The 22,087-nt window shown below is 69.7% G+C and carries 19 protein-coding genes; 11 read left to right on the forward strand and 8 right to left on the reverse strand.

The genetic code is table 11. The features are described 5' to 3' along the window. The first annotated feature begins 234 nt into the window (after positions 1-234). A complete protein-coding gene (locus ABZ348_RS13980) occupies positions 235-1,917 on the forward strand; it encodes a PucR family transcriptional regulator ligand-binding domain-containing protein (protein WP_358932969.1) in 1,683 nt (560 codons plus the stop codon). 785 nt (positions 1,918-2,702) lie between these two features. Then, positions 2,703-3,638: a hypothetical protein gene (locus tag ABZ348_RS13985; protein WP_358932652.1), complete on the forward strand. Its 936-nt coding sequence runs from the start codon at positions 2,703-2,705 to the stop codon at positions 3,636-3,638. 63 nt (positions 3,639-3,701) lie between these two features. Here ABZ348_RS13985 and ABZ348_RS13990 read toward each other — a convergent pair whose 3' ends face one another. Together ABZ348_RS13990 and ABZ348_RS13995 are read right to left on the reverse strand one after the other, a co-directional pair. Further along, positions 3,702-4,247 (reverse strand): flavoprotein, encoded by a 546-nt coding sequence (locus ABZ348_RS13990; protein ID WP_358932654.1) that lies wholly within the window; start codon positions 4,245-4,247, stop codon positions 3,702-3,704. A gap of 79 nt (positions 4,248-4,326) precedes the next feature. After that, positions 4,327-5,064: a GntR family transcriptional regulator gene (locus ABZ348_RS13995; RefSeq protein ID WP_358932970.1), complete on the reverse strand. Its 738-nt coding sequence runs from the start codon at positions 5,062-5,064 to the stop codon at positions 4,327-4,329. A gap of 375 nt (positions 5,065-5,439) precedes the next feature. On the opposite strand from ABZ348_RS13995, the gene ABZ348_RS14000 reads away from it, so the two are divergent. Both ABZ348_RS14000 and ABZ348_RS14005 read left to right on the forward strand, forming a co-directional pair. Beyond that, positions 5,440-6,285, forward strand: a complete 846-nt coding sequence (locus ABZ348_RS14000; RefSeq protein ID WP_358932656.1) for a (2Fe-2S)-binding protein — start codon at positions 5,440-5,442, stop codon at positions 6,283-6,285. A gap of 244 nt (positions 6,286-6,529) precedes the next feature. After that, on the forward strand, positions 6,530-7,606 hold the full coding sequence (locus tag ABZ348_RS14005; protein WP_358932658.1) for a DUF2637 domain-containing protein: 1,077 nt from the start codon (positions 6,530-6,532) through the stop codon (positions 7,604-7,606). Positions 7,607-7,661: 55 nt separating this feature from the next. On the opposite strand, the gene ABZ348_RS14010 is transcribed toward ABZ348_RS14005, so the two are convergent. The 3 genes from ABZ348_RS14010 to ABZ348_RS14020 all read right to left on the reverse strand — a co-directional run bounded on the left by ABZ348_RS14010 (position 7,662) and on the right by ABZ348_RS14020 (position 12,482). Then, positions 7,662-8,189, reverse strand: coding sequence for an ATP-binding protein (locus ABZ348_RS14010; RefSeq protein WP_358932972.1), 528 nt, complete (start codon positions 8,187-8,189; stop codon positions 7,662-7,664). A 721-nt stretch (positions 8,190-8,910) separates the two neighbouring features. Continuing rightward, entirely contained in the window at positions 8,911-10,653 is a 1,743-nt protein-coding gene (locus ABZ348_RS14015; protein ID WP_358932660.1) for a pyruvate dehydrogenase, read from the reverse strand. 110 nt (positions 10,654-10,763) lie between these two features. Beyond that, a complete protein-coding gene (locus tag ABZ348_RS14020; protein ID WP_358932662.1) occupies positions 10,764-12,482 on the reverse strand; it encodes a protein phosphatase 2C domain-containing protein in 1,719 nt (572 codons plus the stop codon). A gap of 324 nt (positions 12,483-12,806) precedes the next feature. Between ABZ348_RS14020 and ABZ348_RS14025 the strand changes: the two genes are divergently transcribed. Both ABZ348_RS14025 and ABZ348_RS14030 read left to right on the forward strand, forming a co-directional pair. Then, the gene (locus tag ABZ348_RS14025) at positions 12,807-13,880 is read left to right on the forward strand and encodes a helix-turn-helix domain-containing protein (protein WP_358932664.1); all 1,074 of its coding nucleotides are present in this window, start codon (positions 12,807-12,809) and stop codon (positions 13,878-13,880) included. Positions 13,881-14,027: 147 nt separating this feature from the next. Further along, positions 14,028-14,510, forward strand: a complete 483-nt coding sequence (locus ABZ348_RS14030; protein WP_358932666.1) for a DUF456 domain-containing protein — start codon at positions 14,028-14,030, stop codon at positions 14,508-14,510. Positions 14,511-14,611: 101 nt separating this feature from the next. Here the strand turns inward: ABZ348_RS14030 and rsgA are convergent, their stop codons facing one another. Then, positions 14,612-15,715, reverse strand: a complete 1,104-nt coding sequence (gene rsgA, locus ABZ348_RS14035) for a ribosome small subunit-dependent GTPase A (RefSeq protein WP_358932668.1) — start codon at positions 15,713-15,715, stop codon at positions 14,612-14,614. 409 nt (positions 15,716-16,124) lie between these two features. On the opposite strand from rsgA, the gene ABZ348_RS14040 reads away from it, so the two are divergent. Beyond that, positions 16,125-17,087, forward strand: a complete 963-nt coding sequence (locus ABZ348_RS14040; RefSeq protein WP_358932670.1) for a D-2-hydroxyacid dehydrogenase family protein — start codon at positions 16,125-16,127, stop codon at positions 17,085-17,087. 105 nt (positions 17,088-17,192) lie between these two features. Here the strand turns inward: ABZ348_RS14040 and ABZ348_RS14045 are convergent, their stop codons facing one another. Beyond that, complete coding sequence (locus tag ABZ348_RS14045) at positions 17,193-17,609, reverse strand: hypothetical protein (RefSeq protein ID WP_358932672.1); 417 nt, start codon at positions 17,607-17,609, stop codon at positions 17,193-17,195. A 221-nt stretch (positions 17,610-17,830) separates the two neighbouring features. Between ABZ348_RS14045 and ABZ348_RS14050 the strand changes: the two genes are divergently transcribed. Beyond that, positions 17,831-18,313: an Lrp/AsnC family transcriptional regulator gene (locus tag ABZ348_RS14050; protein WP_358932673.1), complete on the forward strand. Its 483-nt coding sequence runs from the start codon at positions 17,831-17,833 to the stop codon at positions 18,311-18,313. 162 nt (positions 18,314-18,475) lie between these two features. Here ABZ348_RS14050 and ABZ348_RS14055 read toward each other — a convergent pair whose 3' ends face one another. Next, positions 18,476-18,961, reverse strand: a complete 486-nt coding sequence (locus ABZ348_RS14055; protein ID WP_358878431.1) for an Lrp/AsnC family transcriptional regulator — start codon at positions 18,959-18,961, stop codon at positions 18,476-18,478. A gap of 272 nt (positions 18,962-19,233) precedes the next feature. On the opposite strand from ABZ348_RS14055, the gene ABZ348_RS14060 reads away from it, so the two are divergent. Genes ABZ348_RS14060 through ABZ348_RS14070 form a run of 3 tightly spaced genes read left to right on the forward strand, consistent with a single transcriptional unit; the run spans position 19,234 to position 22,087 of the window. Then, on the forward strand, positions 19,234-20,160 hold the full coding sequence (locus ABZ348_RS14060) for an ABC transporter permease (RefSeq protein WP_358932675.1): 927 nt from the start codon (positions 19,234-19,236) through the stop codon (positions 20,158-20,160). Further along, the gene (locus tag ABZ348_RS14065; RefSeq protein ID WP_358932677.1) at positions 20,157-20,954 is read left to right on the forward strand and encodes an ABC transporter permease; all 798 of its coding nucleotides are present in this window, start codon (positions 20,157-20,159) and stop codon (positions 20,952-20,954) included. The genes ABZ348_RS14060 and ABZ348_RS14065 overlap by 4 nt, the downstream gene beginning before the upstream one ends. Positions 20,955-21,010: 56 nt before the next feature. Further along, positions 21,011-22,087 (forward strand): spermidine/putrescine ABC transporter substrate-binding protein, encoded by a 1,077-nt coding sequence (locus tag ABZ348_RS14070; protein ID WP_358932679.1) that lies wholly within the window; start codon positions 21,011-21,013, stop codon positions 22,085-22,087.

Consider the following 22,087-nt stretch of genomic DNA (forward strand, 5'->3'; position numbering starts at 1 on the left):
GGTGTTCACCGGGTGTCGCCTCAGTACACAAGGGCGTCCTCCATGCGGTGCAGTCACCGAAACCATGAAGGAGTTGGCTGGTCGACCGTTGCATCTTGTAGATTCGAACGAAAGGCGAGCCGGGTGGTCACGGTCAGGTGGCACTCCCCGCCCCTCCCCCGGGACCTCCGACGTGCGGTGTCGGAGGTGACGGGCCGAGAACACGCGACAACGAGATGGATCGGCGGCGACGAGATGCGGCTGCGCGCACTGCTGGAGAACGATGCGCTGGGGCTGCGGTTGCTCGGCGGTGAGGACGAGCTGGATCGCGGCGTGCGGGGGGTGATGACCACCGATCTGCGCGACCCGAGCCGCTATCTCTCCGGGGGCGAACTGGTGCTCACGGGGCTCGCGTGGCGGCGATCCGCCCGGGACACCGAACCCTTCGTCCGCATCCTGGCGGCGGCCCAGGTGGCCGCGCTGGCCGCGGGTGAGGCGGAGCTCGGCGACATCCCCGACGATCTGATCGCGGCCTGTGCCCGGCATCGGCTGCCCCTCTTCGCGGTGAACGAATCCGTCGCCTTCGCCACGATCACGGAGTACGTGGTGCGCCAGGTGTCGGGGGAGCGAGCCGGCGATCTCGCCGCGGTCGTCGACCGGCACCGCAGACTGATGACGTCGGGGCCGGCCGGAGGGGGGCCGGAGGTCGTCCTCGACCTCCTCGGCTCCGATCTGGACCTGCACGCCTGGGTGCTCTCCCCCACCGGCCGACGGATCGCGGGCGGCGAGCTGCCGGCCTCCGTGGGCGCCACCCTGGCGGGTGAACAGCTGGCAGCGGTGCGCAGCGGACGACGCGGACCGCACCGGGTGACCGTCCAGGGCCGGACGTACTCGCTCTTCCCGATTCGCAACACCGGCCGGGGCGACCAGACCGAGGGCGGCGACGTCCGGGAGAGCGTGCTGTCCGACTGGTTGCTCGCGGTCGAGGCGGATGCCGCGGACTGGCCGGCCGAGCGACTCGACCTGCTCCAAGGAGTCACCCAGCTGATCGCGGTCGAGCGGGACCGGCGGGAGGCCGCCCGTACGGTACGTCGACGGCTGGCGCAGGAAGTGTTGGAGCTGGTCCAGACGGGCGCCGCGCCGGCTGAGGTCGCGGCCCGGCTGCGGGTCGCCGCCCCGGTGCTGTTGCCCGGTCTGGGCTCCGCGCCGCACTGGCAGGTGGTGGTGGCACGGGTGGACTGGGGTCCGGACTCCGCGGCGATCGAGGTGGGTCCGGTCGCCCAGTCGTTGTTGGAGGAGATCCTGATCGATCCCTCATCGTCGGGGCCCGACTCATCGGACCGGATCGCCGTGGCCCACGTCGGCCAGGAGGCCATCGCCCTGGTGCCGCTGCCGGCGGCGTCCCCCGCCGGTGAGGGGGGCACGGAGGGAGTGGTGCAGGCCGGACTCCATGCCGAGGCCTTGCTCAGGACGGTCCAGCAGCCGCTGTCCGCGGGATTGGCGGACGACGGGCGGCTGACACTGGGCGTCAGTGCCCCGGTGAGTTCGGCGGAGGGGCTGCGGGGGGCGCTGGAGGAGGCCCGGCACGCCCGCCGGGTGGCAGCCGCCCGACCGGGCCGGGTGTCCGCTGCCGGCCATCATGAACTGGCCTCGCACGTACTGCTGTTGCCGTTCGTCCCGGACGACGTCCGCAGGGCGTTCACCGCCCGGCTGCTCGACCCGCTGCGCGAGTACGACCGGCGCCACCGGGCCGAGTTGATCCCGACGCTGGAGGCGTTCTTGGAGTCGGACGGCTCCTGGACGCGCTGCGCCACCCGGCTCCATCTGCATGTGAACACCCTGCGCTACCGGGTGGGCCGGATCGAACAGCTCACGGGTCGGGATCTTTCCCGACTGGAGGACAAGCTGGACTTCTTCCTGGCGCTGCGGATGAGCTGAGCGACACCCCGACAAGCGGAACCGAGCGACACCGAGCGGCACCGAGCGAAACCGAGCAAACCGCGCCGACCTGAACCGACCCGAACGGCGCTCGGTCGACGCTCCCGGGCGGGCCGTCCGACGTCGTCTCGTTCGCCCTCTTCCGGGTGAACTCGCACCCCTCCTTCGGGGGAATCCGCGGACCGCCCCACGCATCCCGATCACCCCATCGTCCACTCCCGCATCCCTGATGCATCCCTGACCGGAAAGAGCGCTCTCCTCGGAAGCCCTTTCCGGCCCGAGTGGCCGGTATTCGAACACTCGTCCGCAGGGTGCCCCGCCCGGCATCGGGGACTCGAAGGCACCGATCCCGGCATCCCCCGTTCAGCAGCGCGCTTCGGAGCGAGCCGGGCGGCCCCAGGGGCATCCCGACCGCGTGGATGATCAGCGCAGGGCGTTGACGGGCGGGCCGATCGGGGGGGCTCGACGAAGTGCCTCACGGCAGCGATTCGAGCCCGCCCACCGATAGGGTCGACGCACCCCGCGGACTCGACCGACGGTCGGCCGGTTCACAACTCCCCAGCGTCCCGGCCCGTTGGCGAGTTCCGTACGCCGTCCCCGACTTCAGGACCGCCACACCCCTGCGATCTTGGCCATCACCCGGGTCAGTCCGAACCCATCGGCGGGCCAGGGATTGTGAAACAATTCACCAGAACCCTTGGCCGGGCAACCCCATCCATGCTGAGATGCCATCTACTCAACAGCTCAATGGCGTGCTCGGGGAGGGCATAGTGGCGCATACCGCCATGTCTGGTTCCGGAACCACCGCAGGTGACGACCCTCTCCAGACCGCGGTGTGGCGGCTGCGTTCGCGCGGCTGTTGGACCGACGCGGCGGCTCTGCTCGCACCTCACGCGGGCAACGCGGCGGCAGCTCTGGAGCGGGCAGGACTACTGGTCGAGCGCTGTCTGTTCACCGGCGACGGGTGGGCGGACGCGGAGGACGCGCTCCGCACGGCGGAAGCCGTGGCACAGGATGACGAGGAGCGCGGCGGCGCCGCGTGCGAGCGCGGCAGACTGGCCTACGCCGCAACCCTGCTGCGCGTGCGCGACCGGGCCGACGAGGCCCGCTCGGCGCTCGGCCGGGCCGCGGCGCTCCTCGCCCCCACCTCACCGGGCAGGCCCCTACTCGACTTCCGGCGCGGTCTGGTCGCCGAACACATCGCGAAGGCACCCCAGGCGGCCCGGGCCGCGTACCGCCGCGCCCACGACGGGGCCACCGCCCAGGGCGATCTGCTGCTGCTCTCCTTCACCTGGCACCAACAGGCCGGACTCTCCCTGCGCGAGGGCGAGTTGGCGGAGGCACGGCTGGGGTACTCCGAGTCCCTGCGGCTCCGGGTGGAGTTGGGCTATCTCATCGGTACGGCGTCGGCGCTCGCCGGGCTGGCCGACTGCGAGCCCGAGCCGGAGGCCGGGCGGTTGCGCGCCGAAGCGCGCCGTCTCTTCCGGCTCCTCGGCGGGGTCCCCGTCTGGCTGGCGGGTCAGCTGACGGCTTCCGTCGCTCCGCAGGCACCGGCCCCGGTGAGCGGCCCGCCCCAGGGAGCCCAGGTGACCGCCCCTCGCGCGGTGACCAAGGGGGTGCAGGGGGCCGCGCAGGGCGAGACGCCCAAGGCCGCGGCGGCGAAGCCCCCCGTACAGAAGGCGGTACCGCCGTCCCCCACTCAGCCGGAGCCCGCCGCGTAGGGGATCGAAAGGCGGGACCCGTTCCCAGCTCCGCCCCGCGGGACGACCGAGCAGGGGGACCGCTCAGGCCGGCGGTCGGGGCGGGAGAGCCGGTTCCAACAGGTCCAACGCGCGCGACCAGCCGAAGGAGCCACCCCCCGAGGTCACCGCCCCGGGTACGGCGTCGTCGATCAGCACTCCCATGCTCCGCAACCGCTCCAGGCTCTGCACGTAGGCGGGATGGGTCGCCTGTGCGGCGCTGAGACAGGGCAGTACGGCGATCGGGACGCCCGAGCCCGCCGATTCGCAGAGGATGCCGAGCGCCAGAGTGTCCGAAATGCCGGCCGCCCATTTGTTGATCGTGTTGAAGGTCGCCGGTGCCACCGCGACGGCGTCGGGGGGCGGAAGGGGGCGCGGCTCGTCGGGCCGGCGCCAGGCCGATCTGATCGGAAGGCCCGTGCGCGCCTCGATGACGGCCCGGTCGACGAAGCCGAGTGCCTGTGGAGTCGCGACGACCCCCACCCGCCAGTGCCTCTGCTGCGCCGCGACGATCAATTCGTCGATCTGCGAGGCCACTTGAGCCGCGCAGACCACGATGTAGAGGAAGGGTCGCGGGGATCGGTCGGTCATCGGTCGCCTCCCTGTGATCGTCGGCGGCAGCGGCCCGGGCTCCCCGGGGGCGGCGCCACCGCTGCCGGACCGGACACGCTCAGTCCTCCGCGCCGGTGAAATGGTCGCGCACCAGCGTGCTCACCACGGCGAGGTCCTGGGCGGCCAGCGCCTCCAGGAGGGCCATGTGCTCCGCCGCATCGGCCATCAGTTCCGCAGGGCGGGCGATCGCCCCACCGGTGAGTGACCACTGTGAGCGTCGATGGAGATCCTCCGCGACGCCCACCAGTTGATCGTTGCCGGCGAGTGAGAGCAGCGCTCGGTGAAAGGCCCGATCGGATTCCGCATAGCGAGCGCGGTCCCCGACCGCCGCGGCGGCCACGGTCGCCTCGGCGAGGGGCCGGAGTTCGACCCAGCGCGCGGAAGGGACCGTACGGGCCAGCCGGAGCATGACCGGAATCTCGATCAGGGCGCGCACTTCGGCGAGCTCGGCCAGTTCTCGGGGGGTACGGACCGTGATGCGGAACCCCCGATTGGGGACGACCTCGACCGTGCCCTCAGCGGCCAGGCGCTGCATGGCCTCGCGTACCGGGGTGGCGGAGACTCCGAAACGCTCGGCGAGCACGGGGGCCGAGTAGACCTCTCCGGGTGTCAGCCCGCCGTCGACGAGCGCGGTGCGCAACGCTTGGAGGATCTGTCCGCGCACGGAGTGGCGCCGGACCGTGTGCGGGTGCTCATCGGACCGGGGCGGACGGTTCTTCTGCCCGGTCCCATCGAGTTCGCCCTGGGGTCCGGCGGAGGAGGGCACCGTACTGCCGTCGGGTGTGCCGAGCGCCATGGCCGAGCGGCGCTCAATCCGGGCAGCCCCTTCGGGCGGTCGGCCGGCGGGGCGGTTCCGGGTGCGGGAGTGTTCGCCACGCGTCTGCTCGGGCAGGGTCGTTCGGCTCCCCTCACGGGCATCGGAGGGGTCTTCGCCCTGCTCGTACGGGGTGGGCGGGGCCGCTGCGGCGGTGATCGAGGAGCGCTCTGGCCGGGCGGTCGCACGTGCTCGGGCCTGCTCCACTCGGGTCCTCCTCCGACCGGCGGGACGACCCGGCTGGCGGTTGCGGGGCCATGGGTGCACCATAGGCGGACTGGACTCCAGTTCAAACACCGATGCGGTCGGGTAAGGTAAGGCTAACCTGCTAACGATCGCGATTCGGTGGTCCCCGGCATGATCCTTCCCGCCTTGACGCCCTCGCTGGCCTCACCCCTCGAAGACTCCTACGCGCGTCTCGGCGAGGTCTATCCCACCCTGCGGATACGGGAGCTCGCGAACGGCGAACCGACGCCCTCGGGCCCCGGCTGGGTCAGTGCCCACGAACTCGCCGCCGGCGGGGCCGCGCTCGACGCCTTCTTGGCGTGGGACAACGCCCAGGTGCTCAGGGACTACGGCGAACAGGCCCGCCCCGACGTGATCGCGAGCTTCGGGCTGCACCGCTACGCGTGGCCCGCCTGCCTCCTGTTCACCGTCCCCTGGTTCCTGCGCCGCCGCGTGCCCCGGGTGCCCGCGGAGAACGTCTGCCTCCAGCGGACGCTCGGACAGATGACGGTACGGATCACCGGCTTCTCCTGTCTGCCCGGGGATCCCGCGGCAGCCCTCCCCGGCGCCCGCGTGGTCGCGGACGAGGAAGCGCTGCGCGAGGAGTTGCGGGCGGCGGTCGCCGAGCACATCGAACCGCTGCTGAACGGTTTCGGCCCCCGGATGCGGCGCGGCAAGCGGGCGCTGTGGGGCATGGCGAGCGACGAGGTCGTGGAAGGGCTCTGGTACATCGGCAACCGCCTCGGCGAGGAACAGCGGGCCATGGCGGAGCTGGAGTTGCTGTTGCCGGGCACCACCAAGCCCTATGTGGGCACGCCGGGCTTCCGGGTGCTGAACGGCCCCGCGGGTGAGCAACTCCCCACCCGGGATCGCGCGAGCTGCTGCCTCTTCTACACGCTCCGACCGGACGACACCTGTGTCACCTGCCCTCGTACCTCCGACGCCGCACGGGTCGCAAGGCTGCTTCCGGGCGAGTGATCACGCGTCAGTCACGGTGCATCGAGGTGGTTACGCTATGGATGTCACGCCCCCCGTCCGGGTGATATAAATCGTACGCACCTCACTCTGACCGCGCGTCAGTTCGAGCGAAACACACCTATCCGTATGCCGTATGGCCCCATTGGCGTTCTCTTGCCACGAAACCCCCTGGGATCGCCAGGACTTCGGTCACTATGGCGGCCGAAATGCCCTACCGCGATGCAGATGCAAGGGACACCAACACATGAGAGACATATCGCTTACCTGGCTGCTTCCCGGCGGCGTGATGGTCGTGGGAGTCCTGGTGGCGGTCGTAGTGCTCGCACGCGGCAAGAAAGCCGCTGCCAAGCCCCAGGTGGAGGATTCCTGGGAGCGCAGTGAGGAGCGCCGAAGGCGCAAGGAAGCCATATACGGCACTGCTTCCTACGTTCTCCTCTTCTGCTGCGCGGCGGTTGCCGCAGCACTCTCCTTCCACGGCCTGGTCGGCTTCGGCCGACAGAATCTGAACCTCTCCGGGGGCTGGGAGTACCTGGTCCCCTTCGGTCTCGACGGCGCGGCCATGTTCTGCTCCGTGCTCGCCGTCCGTGAGGCCAGCCACGGTGACGCCGCCCTCGGCTCCCGACTCCTGGTGTGGACGTTCGCCGGTGCCGCCGCCTGGTTCAACTGGGTGCACGCACCGCGCGGCCTCGGTCACGACGGCGCGCCCCAGTTCTTCGCCGGCATGTCGCTGTCCGCCGCCGTCCTCTTCGACCGCGCGCTGAAGCAGACCCGTCGGGCGGCACTGCGCGAGCAGGGCCTGGTGCCCCGTCCGCTGCCGCAGATCCGTGTCGTCCGCTGGCTGCGCGCTCCCCGCGAGACCTTCAACGCCTGGTCGTTGATGCTGCTTGAGGGTGTCCGCACCCTCGATGAGGCGGTCGAGGAAGTGCGTGAGGACCGTCAGGCCAAGAAGGAGAGCCGTACCCGCAGCCGCGACCAGCAGAAGTTGGACCGGGCGCGGATAAAGGCCCTCAACCGGCAGCACCGCGCCTGGGGTCGGGGTCGCGTCCTCCAGGACCCGGACCTGCCGGCGCTCAACTCCGGTGCGGCGGGTGGTTCTGCACAAGCACTGACGGGTGCGCCGGATTCAAAACCCGTCGCGGAGCCTGCCATAGGATCCGGACAGCTGCCTCTTCCTTCTCGGCACTCTCTCCGGTCCGCCAGTTCGACCCCCGGGTCTGAGCCCATCAGGGTAGACCTCACCGCTGAGGACGACACCCAGACCCTTCCGCGTCTGGACTCCTTGGAGCGCAAACTCAAAGACCTGGAGCAGCAGTTCGGCTAGGCAACCACCGAGCTGTAACCACCCTCCCGAGGCAGTGTCAAAGGCCGGCCTGGCATCAGGCCGGCCTTTTGCGCAGCTCGAACCAGATGACCTTGCCCGCGCGCTGGGTCCGCACGCCCCAGGAGTCGGCGAGTTCGCGCACCAGCAGCAGGCCCCTGCCATGGGTGGAGAGGTCCTCCACGGACGGCGGTTCCACCGTGTCGCGGCCTTCGGGACGGAGCATCCGGGCTGCGGGGTGCGGCGGGTCCTGGACGGGCAGACCGGGCATAAAGTCGCGCACCTCCACCCGCAGCACGGAGGAGACGACGGTCACCGTGACCACCGCGCCGTGCTCCGTGTGGATCAGCGCATTGGTGACGAGTTCGCTGGCCAGCAGTTCAGCCGAACCAGCGGTGTCGGCCCGCTGGTCGGCGAGTTGTTGCGGGTCGAGGCGGGGCGAACCGTCCCCGAGGCCATGGAGGTCCTCGATCTCCTGCCAGTCCCTGAGCAGTTCCCTGATGAACACCCGTACCGCCGGCACCGATCCGAGGTCGGTACACCCTAATCGCCTGCGCAGCACGCCCCGTACGGCTGCGGACGGCATCTGCTGGGGTGCGGTGCTCCCCTGGTTGTGATTGGTCCGCTCCCGTCGTGGTGTCGGCGTCTGCTGCCCCCGCTGGGGCGCAGGGCGGGAGGGTGGCGGTGTCACCACTTCTGCCGACCTCACCTGATCCGTCTGCGCCCGGTTTCCCCCGTACATGTCATGCCCCCCGCATCCACCGTGCACGTCGTGTGCCGTGTGCGTGCCCTCGTCCTCTCGTCCGCCCCGCTCGGCGCTCCCGTCCGCACCGGGCCCGGCCCCGCCCTGACTCCCTGTCATCATCCCCACCCGAACGTCGGACCCGTGTCACGACTCGTTGCACCGAACGCTTCCACGGAGAGCATTGCCCTCTGGCGAGTGCACCACTCATGCCGAACGGGCAACCGCTCGCGTCGGGCAGGGCGCGTCATGCAAGGGACGGATCATGTCTACGTCCATTGCCGGAGAGCACTCACCGTGCACTCCCGTCGTTCGACGAGGTCGGCTCGGCGTCCGATCCATGGTTCCCGCTGGCCGTGGCGCTGGGCCGGCGGAATCCGGCAGTGTCGGCACGGGGCCGTGTTCGATGGGTCACGCCGGGCGTGCGCCGGCCCCCGGGAGGACGGCACCGGCGAGCGGACGCACCCGACGGGCCGGTTTCGGGCTGGTGTCCGGAGCAGTTCCGGGTCCGTTCCAGAGCGGTTGCCGGGTCCGTTCCAGAGCGGTTCCGGGTCGGGAGGGACGCTCAGGGCCTGGGTACGTTTCGCAGGTTGGAGCGGGCCATCTGGACCATCCGCCCCACCCCGCCGTCCAGCACCATCTTGCTGGCGGACAGCGCGAATCCGGTGACCATCTCCGCACTGATCTTCGGCGGGATCGAGAGGGCGTTCGGATCGGTGACGACGTCCACCAGCGCGGGCCCCTTGTGCTTCAGGGCGTCCTTGAGCGCACCTGCGAGTTGCTTGGGCTTCTCCACCCGTACGCCGTAGGCACCCGCCGCGCGGGCGATCGCCGAGAAGTCGGGGTTGACGTTGGTCGTTCCGTACGAGGGGAGACCGGCCACCAGCATCTCCAACTCGACCATGCCGAGGGAGGAGTTGTTGAAGAGCACGACCTTCACCGGCAGGTCGTACTGGACGAGGGTCAGGAAGTCCCCCATCAGCATCGAGAAGCCGCCGTCGCCGGACATGGAGATGACCTGCCGGTCACGGTCGACGAACTGGGCGCCGATGGCCTGGGGCAGTGCATTGGCCATCGACCCGTGGCTGAAGGAGCCGATGATGCGCCGCCGGCCGTTGGGCGAGAGGTAGCGGGCCGCCCATACATTGCACATGCCGGTGTCGACGGTGAACACGGCGTCCTCGTCGGCGAGGTCGTCGAGGACCGAGGCCACGTACTCCGGGTGGATCGGAACGTGCTTCTCCACCTTGCGCGTGTACGCCTTGATCACGCCTTCCAGCGCGTCCGCGTGCTTCTTCAGCATCTTGTCGAGGAACCTGCGGTCGGTCTTGACCCGCACACGCGGAATGAGACAGCGCAGCGTCTCACGGACGTCCCCCCAGACCGCGAGGTCCAGCTTGGAACGACGACCGAGGTGCTCGGGACGGACGTCGACCTGGACGATCTTCGCGTCGTCCGGCAGGAACGCCTGGTACGGGAAGTCCGTACCCAGAAGGATCAGCAGATCGCACTCGTTCGTGGCCTCGTAGGCGGCGCCGTAGCCCAGCAGACCGCTCATCCCCACATCGTACGGATTGTCGTACTGGATCCACTCCTTGCCCCGGAGGGCATGGCCGACGGGGGACTTGATCCGCTCGGCGAACTCCATCACCTCGGCGTGCGCACCCGCCGTACCGCTACCGCAGAAGAGGGTCACCCGATCGGCCTCGTCGATCATGCGGATCAACTTGTCGATCTCGGCGTCGCCGGGCCGCACGGTGGGTCGTGAGGTCACCAGCGCGTGTTCCATGGTCTTCTCTGGAGCCGTCTGCGAAGCGATGTCACCGGGCAGCGAGACGACACTGACGCCGCTGCGTCCGATCGCGTGTTGGATCGCCGTCTGGAGCAGGCGCGGCATCTGCTTGGGGTTGGAGATCAGTTCGCTGTAGTGGGAACACTCCCGGAACAATTGGTCCGGGTGGGTCTCCTGGAAGTAGCCCAGCCCGATCTCGCTGGACGGGATGTGGGAGGCGAGGGCGAGCACCGGGGCCATGGAGCGGTGGGCGTCGTACAGCCCGTTGATCAGATGGAGGTTGCCGGGCCCGCAGGAGCCCGCGCACGCGGCGAGCTTCCCGGTGATCTGCGCCTCGGCGCCGGCGGCGAAGGCCGCGGTCTCCTCGTGCCGGACCTGGACCCAGTCGATGGCGGAGTTGCGGCGGATGGCGTCGACGACGGGGTTGAGGCTGTCGCCGACCACCCCGTACAGACGCTGGACGCCGGCGCGGACGAGGATGTCGACGAACTGTTCCGCCACGTTCTGCTTGGCCATGGGATGCGCACCCTTCTACGGCTTGACGGCCTAAGGGTCCATCAACCCATGGCTGGCGGGGTTTCGCCTCTCAGTGCGGTCCGGCGGTCGGTGTCGGTACCGGTGGGGGGTCAGGTCTCCCAGACGGCGACGGCCGTGCGGTCGTCCGCGTATCCCGTCGCCCGCAGTTGGACGTCCGCGAGGAACGCCGCGAGTCCGGGGGGCTCGGCAGCTGCCGTCCAACGGTTGGCGAGTTCACCGGAGAGTTCCGGCTCCGAGCGCAGCGGTTCGGCCAGCCCGGGGCTGCACAACAGCAGGGTGTCCCCGGGCTGTGCCACCGAGGCACGGAAGCGGAAGGGCTCCGTCGGTCCCGGTGAGGGGATTTCGACATAGGGCGAAGGAGGCGAGGGAATTCCCAGGTCCATGGTGAGTCGGTCGCCTGCGGGGGTCTCGGGCGGTGCGTCGAGCGACCGGTCGGACCCTTCCTCCGGTCCCGGCTGCTGGGGACGGGCAGACCCGTATCCGAGCACCGGCTCGCCCGTGGTGCCCTGCGGGGGTTCCGGTTCGATGTCCTGCCAGACGCCGTCCCGCAGTCGCAGCAGACCGCCGGCGCCGACCCCGAAGTACACCCGGGTACGGCAGGCGGGATCGGCCGAGAGCAGCAGACAGCGCAGTCCGGCCCGGTACTCGCCCGGCTCTGCCCCGGCGTCGACGGCGCTGGCGCGCAGTTTGCCGAGGCTGCGGTCGGTCAGCCGGTGCAGTCCGGACTTGAGATCGCCGCGACGGCCCGCCCGGATGTCCTCGGAGAGCCGGGCGTGACTGCGCCCGACGGCTCCGCCGATCCAGTGACAGGCGTCAGCGGCGGCGCGGTGCGCGACCTCGGCACCCGCTGACCTGACCCCGCTGGCGACCGCCACCAGCACAAGGGCACCCGTGCCGTTGCCGAAGCGGACGGTCAGCAGCGCATCGCGCCGGGGTTCTCCCCGGTAGCGGGCGGAGTCCCCCCGGACCGACGCGGCCCGCAGGATGAAGGATCCGTAGCGGGCGCCGTCCAGAACGGTGTCGGACGGTGTGTGGCCGAGCCCCTCGGGGGTGGCGGCCGGCAGCGCGGTGGGCTCGGGGTCGTAGGTGGGCGGGCGGTCTCCGACGTATCCGCTGCGGGGGCGGTCGGGGCCGGTGGTCCTGGGACCGGGGGTTCGGGCGAAGGCTGGCGGCACGCTGGGCCGCTGTGGGACGTCCGCGGCGGGCCGGGCGGGCGGGCGCGGTGCGGCGGTCGGGGCTGGCGGGGGGACGGGCTGTGCCGCCGGCTCTTCCGGAACGGGAGGCTCCCAAGGGGCGCGGGGACGTGGTGCGTGCGGGGTGGTCGGCGCGGCGGGCCGTCGTTGCGTTCGCGGAGGGTCCGCGGGTGGCTCAGTCGGTGTCGCGGGTGGCTCGGTCGGTGGCGACGGCGCCGGGCGGGCCACATCGGGCGGTACTACGGGACGCGACGGCCGATCGACCGGTTCGTGCCGCTCTCGTTCGGTCGCTTCGTCGGCGGCCCGGGCGACGACCTGTCCGGGTTCCGTCCCCTGTCCGTCGCGGGCGTTCGCACGGTTCGGGGCGTTACTGGCGTTGGTGGTGATACTGGCGTTGGTGGTGTTGGTGCGCTTCGTCGGATGCGGTTCCCGTCGCTGCGGGGCAGTTCCCGGAACGGGTGCGGTCCTGGGGTCAGGTACGGACGGCGTCACCGCGTCCGAGGCGGAGTCGAACCGGGTATCCAGGGTGTCGCCCGTACGCGTCGTCGGTCCCGTGTCCGGCGTGGACTCGTCGTACAGCCGGTTCCACCAGTCGTCTTCGGCCTGCTGACTCATGCCCTTATTGTCCACAGTGAGTGCCGCATGAGAATGGGGCTTTCCGAAAACCTATAAGCATCAACAGATCTGACCTGCCTGCCCCTTGGCCGTCGTTTCGGCCAAGACCCACGTGGCCGAACGGTGTTGCACCTCGACTGAATCACCCCGAATCCGACGCAAGTGCACCATTCCTTGGGGTTGGTGAGGTGACAGTGGACTCGTAGTGGTCCAGGGGTGGATGGTGCATGGATGATGGGATTGGCGTGAACACGCCGTGGCCGTTTTCCGCCATGGATGCAGGGGAAGTGCAGGCCCGGGAGGGCAGGTGCTGGAAGGGGTCTGGTGCTCGGAGCGATAGGTCTCGATGAGGGACAGGAGTCCGCCTACCGTGCTCTCGTGGCGCTCGGGGCGGCCGAGGTGACCGACCTCGCCCGCCGGCTGGCACTGCCGGAAACCGAAATGGAACGGGCACTGCGCCGTCTGGAGCAGCGCGGTCTGGCCGCCCGGTCCTCGGCCCGCGCGGGGCGATGGGTGGCTGCACCCCCGGGGGTGGCGCTCGGTGCCCTGCTGACCGAGCAACGCCAGCAGTTGGACCAGGCCGAGTTGGCCGCGGCGGTACTGGCCCGCCAGTACCGTGCGGAAGCCACCGGATCGACGAACCACGACCTGGTGGAGTTGGTGACCGGCCAGAGCGCGATGGCCCACCGCTTCGCCCAGTTGCGGCTCGGGGCGGTGAAGGAGGTCTGTGCGCTGGTCACCGACCTCGACCAGCTCGGATCCGTCGCGGACCACGTCGGTGGAGTGGGCCCGGATCCCCTGGTGGACCGATTCAGGGACCACCCCGTGCACGACCCGATGGGCACCGAATGGATCGACGGACTCCCGCCGTACGGCGGATTCAGCCATCGAACGGTGCTCTCCCGCGAGGCGCTGTCCGTCTCCGGTGCCGTACCGCAGCTCATCGGGGTCCTGGAGCGGGGTGCACAGGTCCGCGTCGTGGACGAGGTTCCGACCAGGCTGGTCATCGCCGACCGGTCCATCGCCATGGTCCCCCTCACCGGGCGGGACTCCGACCCCGCCGCGCTCGTCGTCCATGGGTGTGGCCTGCTCGACGCGCTGACCTGCCTGTTCGATGCGGTCTGGCGCGAGGCGGTCCCCCTGCGGTTGGGCATGGGCGCCCTGGCCGGCTGTCTCTCCGAGACCGCCGGCGGCCCCGATGCCACGGATCTGGAGATCCTCTCCCTGCTCCTCGCCGGCATGACAGACGCACGCGTGGCCAAACAGCTGGACCTGGGGCTGCGGACCGTGCAGCGCAGGGTGAAGGGGTTGATGGAGCTGACCGGTGTGACGACCCGGCTCCAGTTGGGCTGGCACGCCTACGCCAAGGGGTGGGTGGCGCGCGACGCCACCGGGTGAAGCGCCCTATGAGGGGCTGACCAGGACCGCACGGCCGGCCATCCCACCGGCAGGCAGGGTGCCCACCGGCAGGCAGGGTGTGCCTCCGCCTCCCGGTGGGATGGCCTGCGACCTGCGGGACCGGCCCCGATACCGCACCCTTGGCAGATGGGCGTGTGGCAGCTCGTGCTGGTCGGCCTGGTGATGGTGCTGGGCCTCGTCGGGGTCATGGTTCCCGGTGTGCCCGGGCGATGGCTCGTATGGGCGGCGATGCTCTGGTGGTCGCTGCACGAGCAGTCGGGACTGGCCTGGGTGCTGCTCGTCGCCTCCACCGCGCTGTTCCTGGTCGACCAGGTGGTGGTGTGGCTGCTGCCGACACGCAGGCTGCGTGGTGTGGGCATCACCCGGCGGATGGCGGTCTTCGCCGGTACGGGCGCGGTGGTGGGGTTCGTCCTGCTGCCGGTGATCGGGGCGGTGCCGGGGTTCATCGGCGGGATCTACGGCACCGAGCGGCACCGGCTCGGGGGCCATGGTCAGGCGATGTCGGCCACCCGGCAGGTCATGCGGGCGGCGGGGACGAGCGTGCTGGTGGAGTTGTTCGCCTGTCTGCTGGTGGCGGGCGCCTGGCTGGGCGCGGTGATCTGGGGCTGACTCCGCCTGCCCTGCCGTGCGCACCGCTCACCGTCGCCCGGGTGGACGCATGGTGCGGCGGTCGATCGCACATCCGCCGATCGACCGCCGCACCCGATGGGTCACCTCACGCGACCGCGCTTCGCCTCCATGGCCGCACGGCCCTCCGCGTGCTTGCGCCGCCAGTCCCTGCGGATCTCCGCGCGCACCCGGGCATCGGTCTTCGCGACGATGTAGAGGTTCTCGCGCAGCAGCTTGCGGTAGCTGTCCAAACGGCGCTCGGCCAGCGAACCGTCCGCGACGGCGGCGAGCACGGCGCAGCCCGGCTCCGACTCGTGGGCGCAGTCGTGGAAGCGGCAGCCCTCGGCGAGTTCCTCGATCTCGGAGAAGACCTGTCCCACTCCCGTGCTCGCGTCCCACAGTCCCACTCCACGTAGTCCGGGAGTGTCGATGAGGACCCCGCCACCGGGCAGGGCGAGGAGATTGCGGGTGGTGGTGGTGTGACGGCCCTTGCCGTCGATGTCGCGCGTCTCCTGCACTTCCATCACGTCTTCACCGGTGAGGGCGTTGGCGAGGGTGGACTTGCCTGCTCCGGAGACGCCGAGCAGTACCGTCGTCCCGCTGGAGACGACGGCGGCCAGCACGTCCATTCCGAGCCCGGTCAGCGAACTGACGGGAAGGACCTGCACTCCGGGTGCAGCGTGTTGGACGTCGTCGACGAGATAGGACAGCCCGGTCGCGTCCGGTACCAGATCGGCCTTGGTGAGGACGACGATCGGTTGGGCACCGCTCTCCCAGGCCAGGGCGAGGAAGCGCTCGATCCGCCCGAGGTCGAGCTCGACGGCGAGGGAGACGGCGATGACGACGTGGTCGACGTTGGCCGCGAGGATCTGGCCCTCGGAGCGCTTCGACGAGGTGGAGCGGACGAAGGCGGTGCGTCGGGGCAGATAGGTGCGGACGAAACGGGGGTCGCCGCCCGGGTCGACCGCCGCCCAGTCGCCCGTGCAGATGACCCGCAGCGGGTCATGGGGGGTGACGAACGCCGTATCGGCGCGGATCACGCCGTCAGCGGTGACGACGTCGCAGTGGCCGCGGTCGACGCGCACCACCCGCCCGGGCATGAGGCCCTGCGTACGGTACGGGGTGAATTCCGCCGCCCAGTGTTCGTCCCAGCCGAAGGCGGCGAGGGAGGACGACGAGGGGGTACCGGAGGTGGAGAGTGACAAGGGAAACCCTTCGAAGGGTGGTCCCGGCCGCGCGCTGAACGCGCGGATGGCGTCGGTCTGTCAGCCGAGGACCACAGGGGTGGGGAAGATGAACTCCTGCTTGCGGGCAACGCCCGGCACCATGACCGTCATCAACGTCCTCACCTCCTGCTTCACCAAGCAATCGCCGTTGGGGCGGGGCACGCGCCTCCGTCCCGGGGAACGGCAGAACCCTAACCCCCGGGAGAAGGACGCGCCAGGCGTTTTAACGCCTGACGAGGAAAAGGGGCGGGGCAGGGAACGGCGGGCCCGTGGTGGGTACGGCAGGATCAACGGCGCCGGGGGCAGGACGAGGTCCCCGCGCAGGTGACGGGTACTGTCGCCCGCACCATCGACCCCGTACCGGGGGTCGCCATCCGGGAGGGTCGCCTTGACGAAGCTGCACTGTGCGGTGTTGGACGACTACCAGGGCATCGCACGGTCCCTGGCTGATTGGCCGAGGATCGGTCAGCAGGTGGAGACCGAGTTCCTCAGTGACCACCTCGGGTCGCAGGACGCCTTGGTGGCGGCGATCGGGCACTGCGAGATCGTCGTCGTCATGCGCGAACGGACCCCGTTCCCCGCCGAACTCTTCGCCCGGTTGCCCAAGCTCCGGTTGTTGATCACATCGGGGATGCGCAATGCGTCCATCGATGTGGCCGCGGCGACCCGCCATGGGGTCACCGTGTGCGGTACGGCCAGCAACTCCGAGCCGCCGACGGAGCTGACCTGGGCGTTGATCCTCGGTTTGGCCCGGCAGGTGGTGCCGGAGAACACCGCGCTGCGGTCGGGCGGCCCCTGGCAACAGACGCTGGGCGCCGATCTCCACGGGCGGCGCCTCGGGCTGCTGGGGCTGGGCAAGATCGGCAGCAAGGTGGCGCGGATCGGAGCGGCGTTCGGCATGGAGGTGATGGCGTGGAGCCAGAACCTCACCGCCGACCGTGCCGCCGAGGTGGGTGCGGTCGCCGCCGCGTCACCGGGCGAGTTGCTGTCGAGCAGCGACTTCGTCTCGGTGCACCTGGTGCTCAGCGATCGCACCAGGGGGCTGGTCGGTGAGAAGGAGTTGCGCCAGATGCGCAGCAGCGCCTACCTGGTCAACACCTCGCGTGCGGCGATCGTCGACCAGGCGGCACTGCTGCGGGCGCTGAACGAGAGATGGATCGCGGGGGCGGGGGCCGATGTCTTCGAGACGGAACCCCTGCCACTGGACGATCCGCTGCGTACCGCGCCCAACTTCCTCGCGCTACCGCACCTGGGATATGTGACGCGCCGGAACTACGAGGGGTACTTCAGCCAGGCCGTCGAGGACATCGAGGCCTTCTTGGCAGGGAGCCCGGTGCGGGTGCTGGGCTGATCTCCCGCACCGGAGCCCCCGCAACTCCGGGACGATCCGCGAACGTGGCAGGGGCGGGCGCAAAGCCCGCCCCTGCCGCCGCATCCCGCTTTTGGCCCCGCCCTCTCAGGCGGTGAACTGGCCCGAGGAAAATCCCGTCTCGTCGTACCCGACCAGTACGGACGTGTACCCGTTGTGGACGTCCCAACTGGGATAGCTGGTGAGCTCCCAGGGTGCGTCGACCACCCCGGGTCCACACGGCAGGGTTCCCGAACCAGACGACATGCTAAAGGGCATGAACTGGGACGCGGTGAAGCTGACGGGCATGGTGCTTCCGGTCGGTCCGGTACAGGTGTAGGTCCCCCCGACGGTGAGGGTGCCGAAGCCGGCGGGGATCGGAGAGGGGGACGCACCCGCCCACTCCACCACTAACGTCCTGGTGGACTGGGGCAGCGCGGCGGCACTGGGAGCGCTGACGCCCAGCGCGACCAGAGCGGTGGCGGCGAGCGAGGCGATCAGCCGGGGTCGAATGGTCAGGCTCATGACATGCTCCTCCAACGGGTGGGCCGGGGCGCCCACGGGGACGAAGCCATCAGATCTACCGGCGCCCAGGGCGCGAGGACAGTCGCACGCCCCGGCGCGCAGGAGCAGGACCCTGACACGGAGGGCGGGCCCCTACGGCGACACCCCGTGTGACCAGGGGTTCGACCATGTGACAGGACACCGCCTTCGCCACTTTTGACCGGCATGTCAAGGTTGGGGGTGTGATAGACGGTGTCGACCAGAAAATTATGCAGGCGCTCACCCGGGACGGCCGGACGCCCTACACCGTCCTGGCGCGCGAGGTCGGCGTCTCCGAGGCGACGGTTCGGCAGCGGGTGGCCCGCCTCCAGGAGAGCGGTGTGCTGCGCATCGTCGCCCTGTGCGATCCGCTGACCCTGGGGCACCAGTCGGTGCGGTTGATGATCCGCGTCCGCGACCTCACGCCCCGGGCCGTGGCCAAGACCCTCTCCGGAATGCCGATGATCAACCATGTGGCACTGGTCGCCGGGAGTCAGGACATCTTCTTGGAAGGGACCTGCCGCGACCAGGCGCAACTGGTCCAGCTCCTCGATGACATCCGAATGCTCCCCGGGGTCTCCCGGGTGCAGGTCCTCCTGCTGCTCGAACTCTTCAAGGACTACTCGTGGAGCGGTCTGGCCAGCGCCGTCGGCCAACGGGTCAGCGAGGACGAGCCGCCGCTCTGATCGACCGGGCAGCGCATGGGACGTCTCCGGCGGTCGATCCCCGTCAGCACGATCCCGGGACGGGCGAGAGATCGCGCAGGTACCAGTCGTAGAGGGTGCCGTCCGCTTCCGGGAGCCGTCGCGCGTACCCGAAGCCGGACCTGCGGGCCACCGCCGCCGAAGCTAGCTCGGGATGATCCGCTCCCCCGGGCGGACCGGCACCTCACGGAATCCGGCCCACAGATAGGAGTCCTTGAGCACCTCAAGGACGGTGAGCGCCTCCGCGTGCGCGACCCCGTTCACCCGGCGCACCCGCTCGGTGAGGAGCTCCGCGAGGTGTTCGAGATCCCGGCAGCGCACGTCGACGATCAGGTCGTAGGGCCCCACGCAGGAGGCCACGTAGCGCACTTCCGGCATCCGGGAGAGTTCCCGGGCGACCAGCGCGACGGGGATGTGGTGCACCCGTACGGCCAGGTGCACTTCCATCTCGCCCATCCTGACCGCATCGGTCATCCCCACCACCTGGAGGATGCCCTTGCGCTGGAGCCGCTGGTAGCGGGCGCGCACGGAGGCTTCCGAGAGTCCGACCGTACGGCCGATCTCGGCGAAGGAGCGGCGGCCGTCCACGCGCAACTGGTCGATGATCTGCCGATCGAGGTCGTCGATCACCGGGCACCTCCGAGCGGACGGCCGCCGGGTGGACCCGGGGGTGGGTCGGGCCCGACAGAGATATGTGCTAGCTCCATCTATCATCGCCCACTCATGCCGATTTACCTACCGACTACGAGATGCGTGGAAATACACCTCGCTTTCCACGGGATTCGTCGCTTGTTCATCTATCCGGGGAGTCGTCCGCTACCGGACGCTGTGTCCACCCCAACCCGCCCCGGACAAGGAGACCAGCGCATGCACACCACACCTCCCCCCGACCGGACGTCCCGGTGACGGTCGCCACCGCGCAGCCGCCCGCTTCCCCGGCGACCGAGCCCAAGCGGCCCGCTCCCGGAAAGGAGGCGCGTGCCCGCAAGGCCGTCGTGACGACGGCCCTCCTCGCGCCGGCCGGGCTCACGGTGGTGGGGCTGGTCCTCGTCCCGCTGCTGCTGGTGGTCCGCAACAGCTTCGCGTCGGCCGACTCCTACGGCGGCATCCAGGGCGGCTTCACCCTGGCGAACTACCAGGACCTGCTCGACCCGATCTACCTCAAGGTCTTCGGCTACAGCCTGGGCATGGCAGCGCTCAACACCATGGTCTGTCTGGTCCTCGGCTACGTGGTGTCGTACTACCTGGCGAGCCGGCCGCCCCAGCGCCAGATGCTGCTGCTCCTGCTGATCATCCTGCCGTTCTGGACGGACTTCCTGGTCCGCACCTTCGCCTGGATCAACCTGCTCAGCCCCGGCGGCCCGGTGAACAGCCTCACGGACGCCATTGGCTTCACCAGCGGCCCCACCCAGTGGATCCCGAGCCAGGGGGCCTCCTTCATCGGTCTGGTGTACGCCTTCCTCCCCACCGCGATCTTCCCGATCTACGCCTCCCTGCGCGGTGTGGACAATTCACTCGGCGAAGCCGCCCGTGACCTCGGCTGCGGTTGGTGGCGGGTGCACAGCCGGGTGCTGCTGCCCATCGCCCGACCGGGCATGCTCGCCGCGGCGCTGCTGACCTTCATCCCGACCCTCGGCGTCTTCGTCATCCCCGTACTGCTGGGCGGCGGACGCGACCAACTCGTCGGCAACCTGATCGTGACCCTGTACACCGAGTTCCGCAATCAGCCCATGGGTGCCGCGGCCTCCGTGATCCTGCTGGTGCTGATGGTCGCCTCCATGGCGGTGTTCGGACTGGCCGCCCGACGCCTGAGGAGGAAGGCGGCATGAAGCACGCCCTGGACACCGTCACCGCTTGGCTCGCCCGCGGTGTGATCGCCTTCCTCTACATCCCGATCATCGTCGTCGTGGTGCTCTCCTTCAACGACTCGGAGATCACCTACAAGTGGGCCGGATTCTCGACCCGCTGGTACGGAAAGCTCGCCGACAACACCGAGCTCCTGGCCGCCCTGAGGGTGAGCGCCGAAGTCGCCCTGATCTCGGCGACGCTCGCCACCGCCTGTGGGCTGCTGGCCGCCATGGGCATGGCGCGGCTGCGCGGCAAGGGCAAGGCGCTGTTCTCCGGCAGCCTCTTCCTCCCGCTGATCATTCCCGAGATCGTGCTGGGCGTGGCCCTGCTGTCGGTCTTCGGGGCGATGGGCGCCGACCTGGGCATGACGACCCTGGTCCTGGGCCACCTCGTGGTCACCCTGCCGTACGCGGCCCTGATCGTCCTCGGCGCCTACAACGCCCTGGACTCCTCCCTCGCGGAGGCGGCCACCGACCTCGGCTGCAACGCCTGGCAGGCGTTCCGCCGGGTGACGCTGCCGCTGTTGCGCCAGCCCCTGCTGGCCGCCTGGCTGCTCTGCTTCACCATCTCCTTCGGCAACATCGTCATGTCGACGTTCACCAACGGCGTCGGCAGCACCACCCTCCCGCTGCGGGTGTACTCGATGCTCAAGGGCGGTCTGACGCCCGAGATCAACGCACTGGGCACGCTGCTCGTGCTGTTCACCCTGCTGATCATCCTCGGGGTCGGAATGCGTCAGATGCGCCGTGTCCTCATCGGCGGCGAACGCTCGTGACCCCTCGCACCGCTCCCCTCCCCCGGCCCCGGAATTCCAGTGAAAGGCATCCCGTCATGCGTGGAAGAACTCTTCGGCGAACCGTCCTGGCCGCCTCCATCGCCACCGTCACCGCTCTGGTCGCCACCGGCTGCGGCGGCTCGGACTCCGATTCCGCGGGCGGCGGGGGCAAGGAACTGAACATCTACGCCTGGGCCGGGGAGATCCCCGAGACCGTGGTGCAGAAGTTCGAGAAGGAGACCGGCATCAAGGTCACCCTCGACACGTTCGACAGCAACGAGACCATGACCGCCAAGCTCAGCTCGGGCTCGGCCGCGTACGACCTGATCGAGCCCAGCCAGTACAGCGTGCAGCAGCTCATCGGCCAGAAGCTGATCCAGCCGTTGGACCACTCGCGGATCCAGGGCCTGGACAACCTGGCGGAGAAGTTCCGCGACCCGTCGTACGACAAGGGCAACAAGTACAGCATCCCCTGGATCTGGGGCACCACGGGCTTCGCGTACAACGACAAGTGCATTCCGTCGGCGACGAGTTGGAAGACGCTGTTCGACAAGAAGTACAAGGGCAAGGTCTACATGTTGGACAACATGTTGGCCGCCTACATCGCGGGCCTCCAGGTGACCGGTTCCCGTGCCACCAGCACCGATGAGGGCGAGATCAAGAAGGCCACCGAAGCCCTCACCGAGCAGAAGAAGATGCTCGCCGGTTACAACTCGACCAACTACCCGCAGTTGCTCTCCACCGGCCAGGCGTGCGCCGCCGAGGCGTGGAGCGGTACGGCGATGGCGAAGGTCGTGGCGGCCAACCCGAACGTCCACTACGTCATCCCCGAAGAGGGCGGCTCCATCTGGACAGACGGCCTCTCGATCCCCAAGGGCGCCAAGAACACCGATGCGGCCTACCAGTTCATCAACTACCTACTGAAGCCCGAGATCGCCGCGATGGCCACCGACGACGGCGGCAGCGCGAGCACCAACGCCAAGGCCCGTGACTTCATCAAGGACAAGAAGACGCTGGAGAACCCGGCGATCTACGCCTCCGACGAGTCCATCGCCAACGCGGACTTCCTGCTCGACCCGGGCCAGGCCATGAAGCACTTCCAGCAGGGCTGGACCAAGGTGAAGGCGTCCTGA

It is taken from the genome of Streptomyces sp. NPDC005963 (genome assembly GCF_040638655.1).
Classification (GTDB): Bacteria; Actinomycetota; Actinomycetes; order Streptomycetales; family Streptomycetaceae; genus Streptomyces.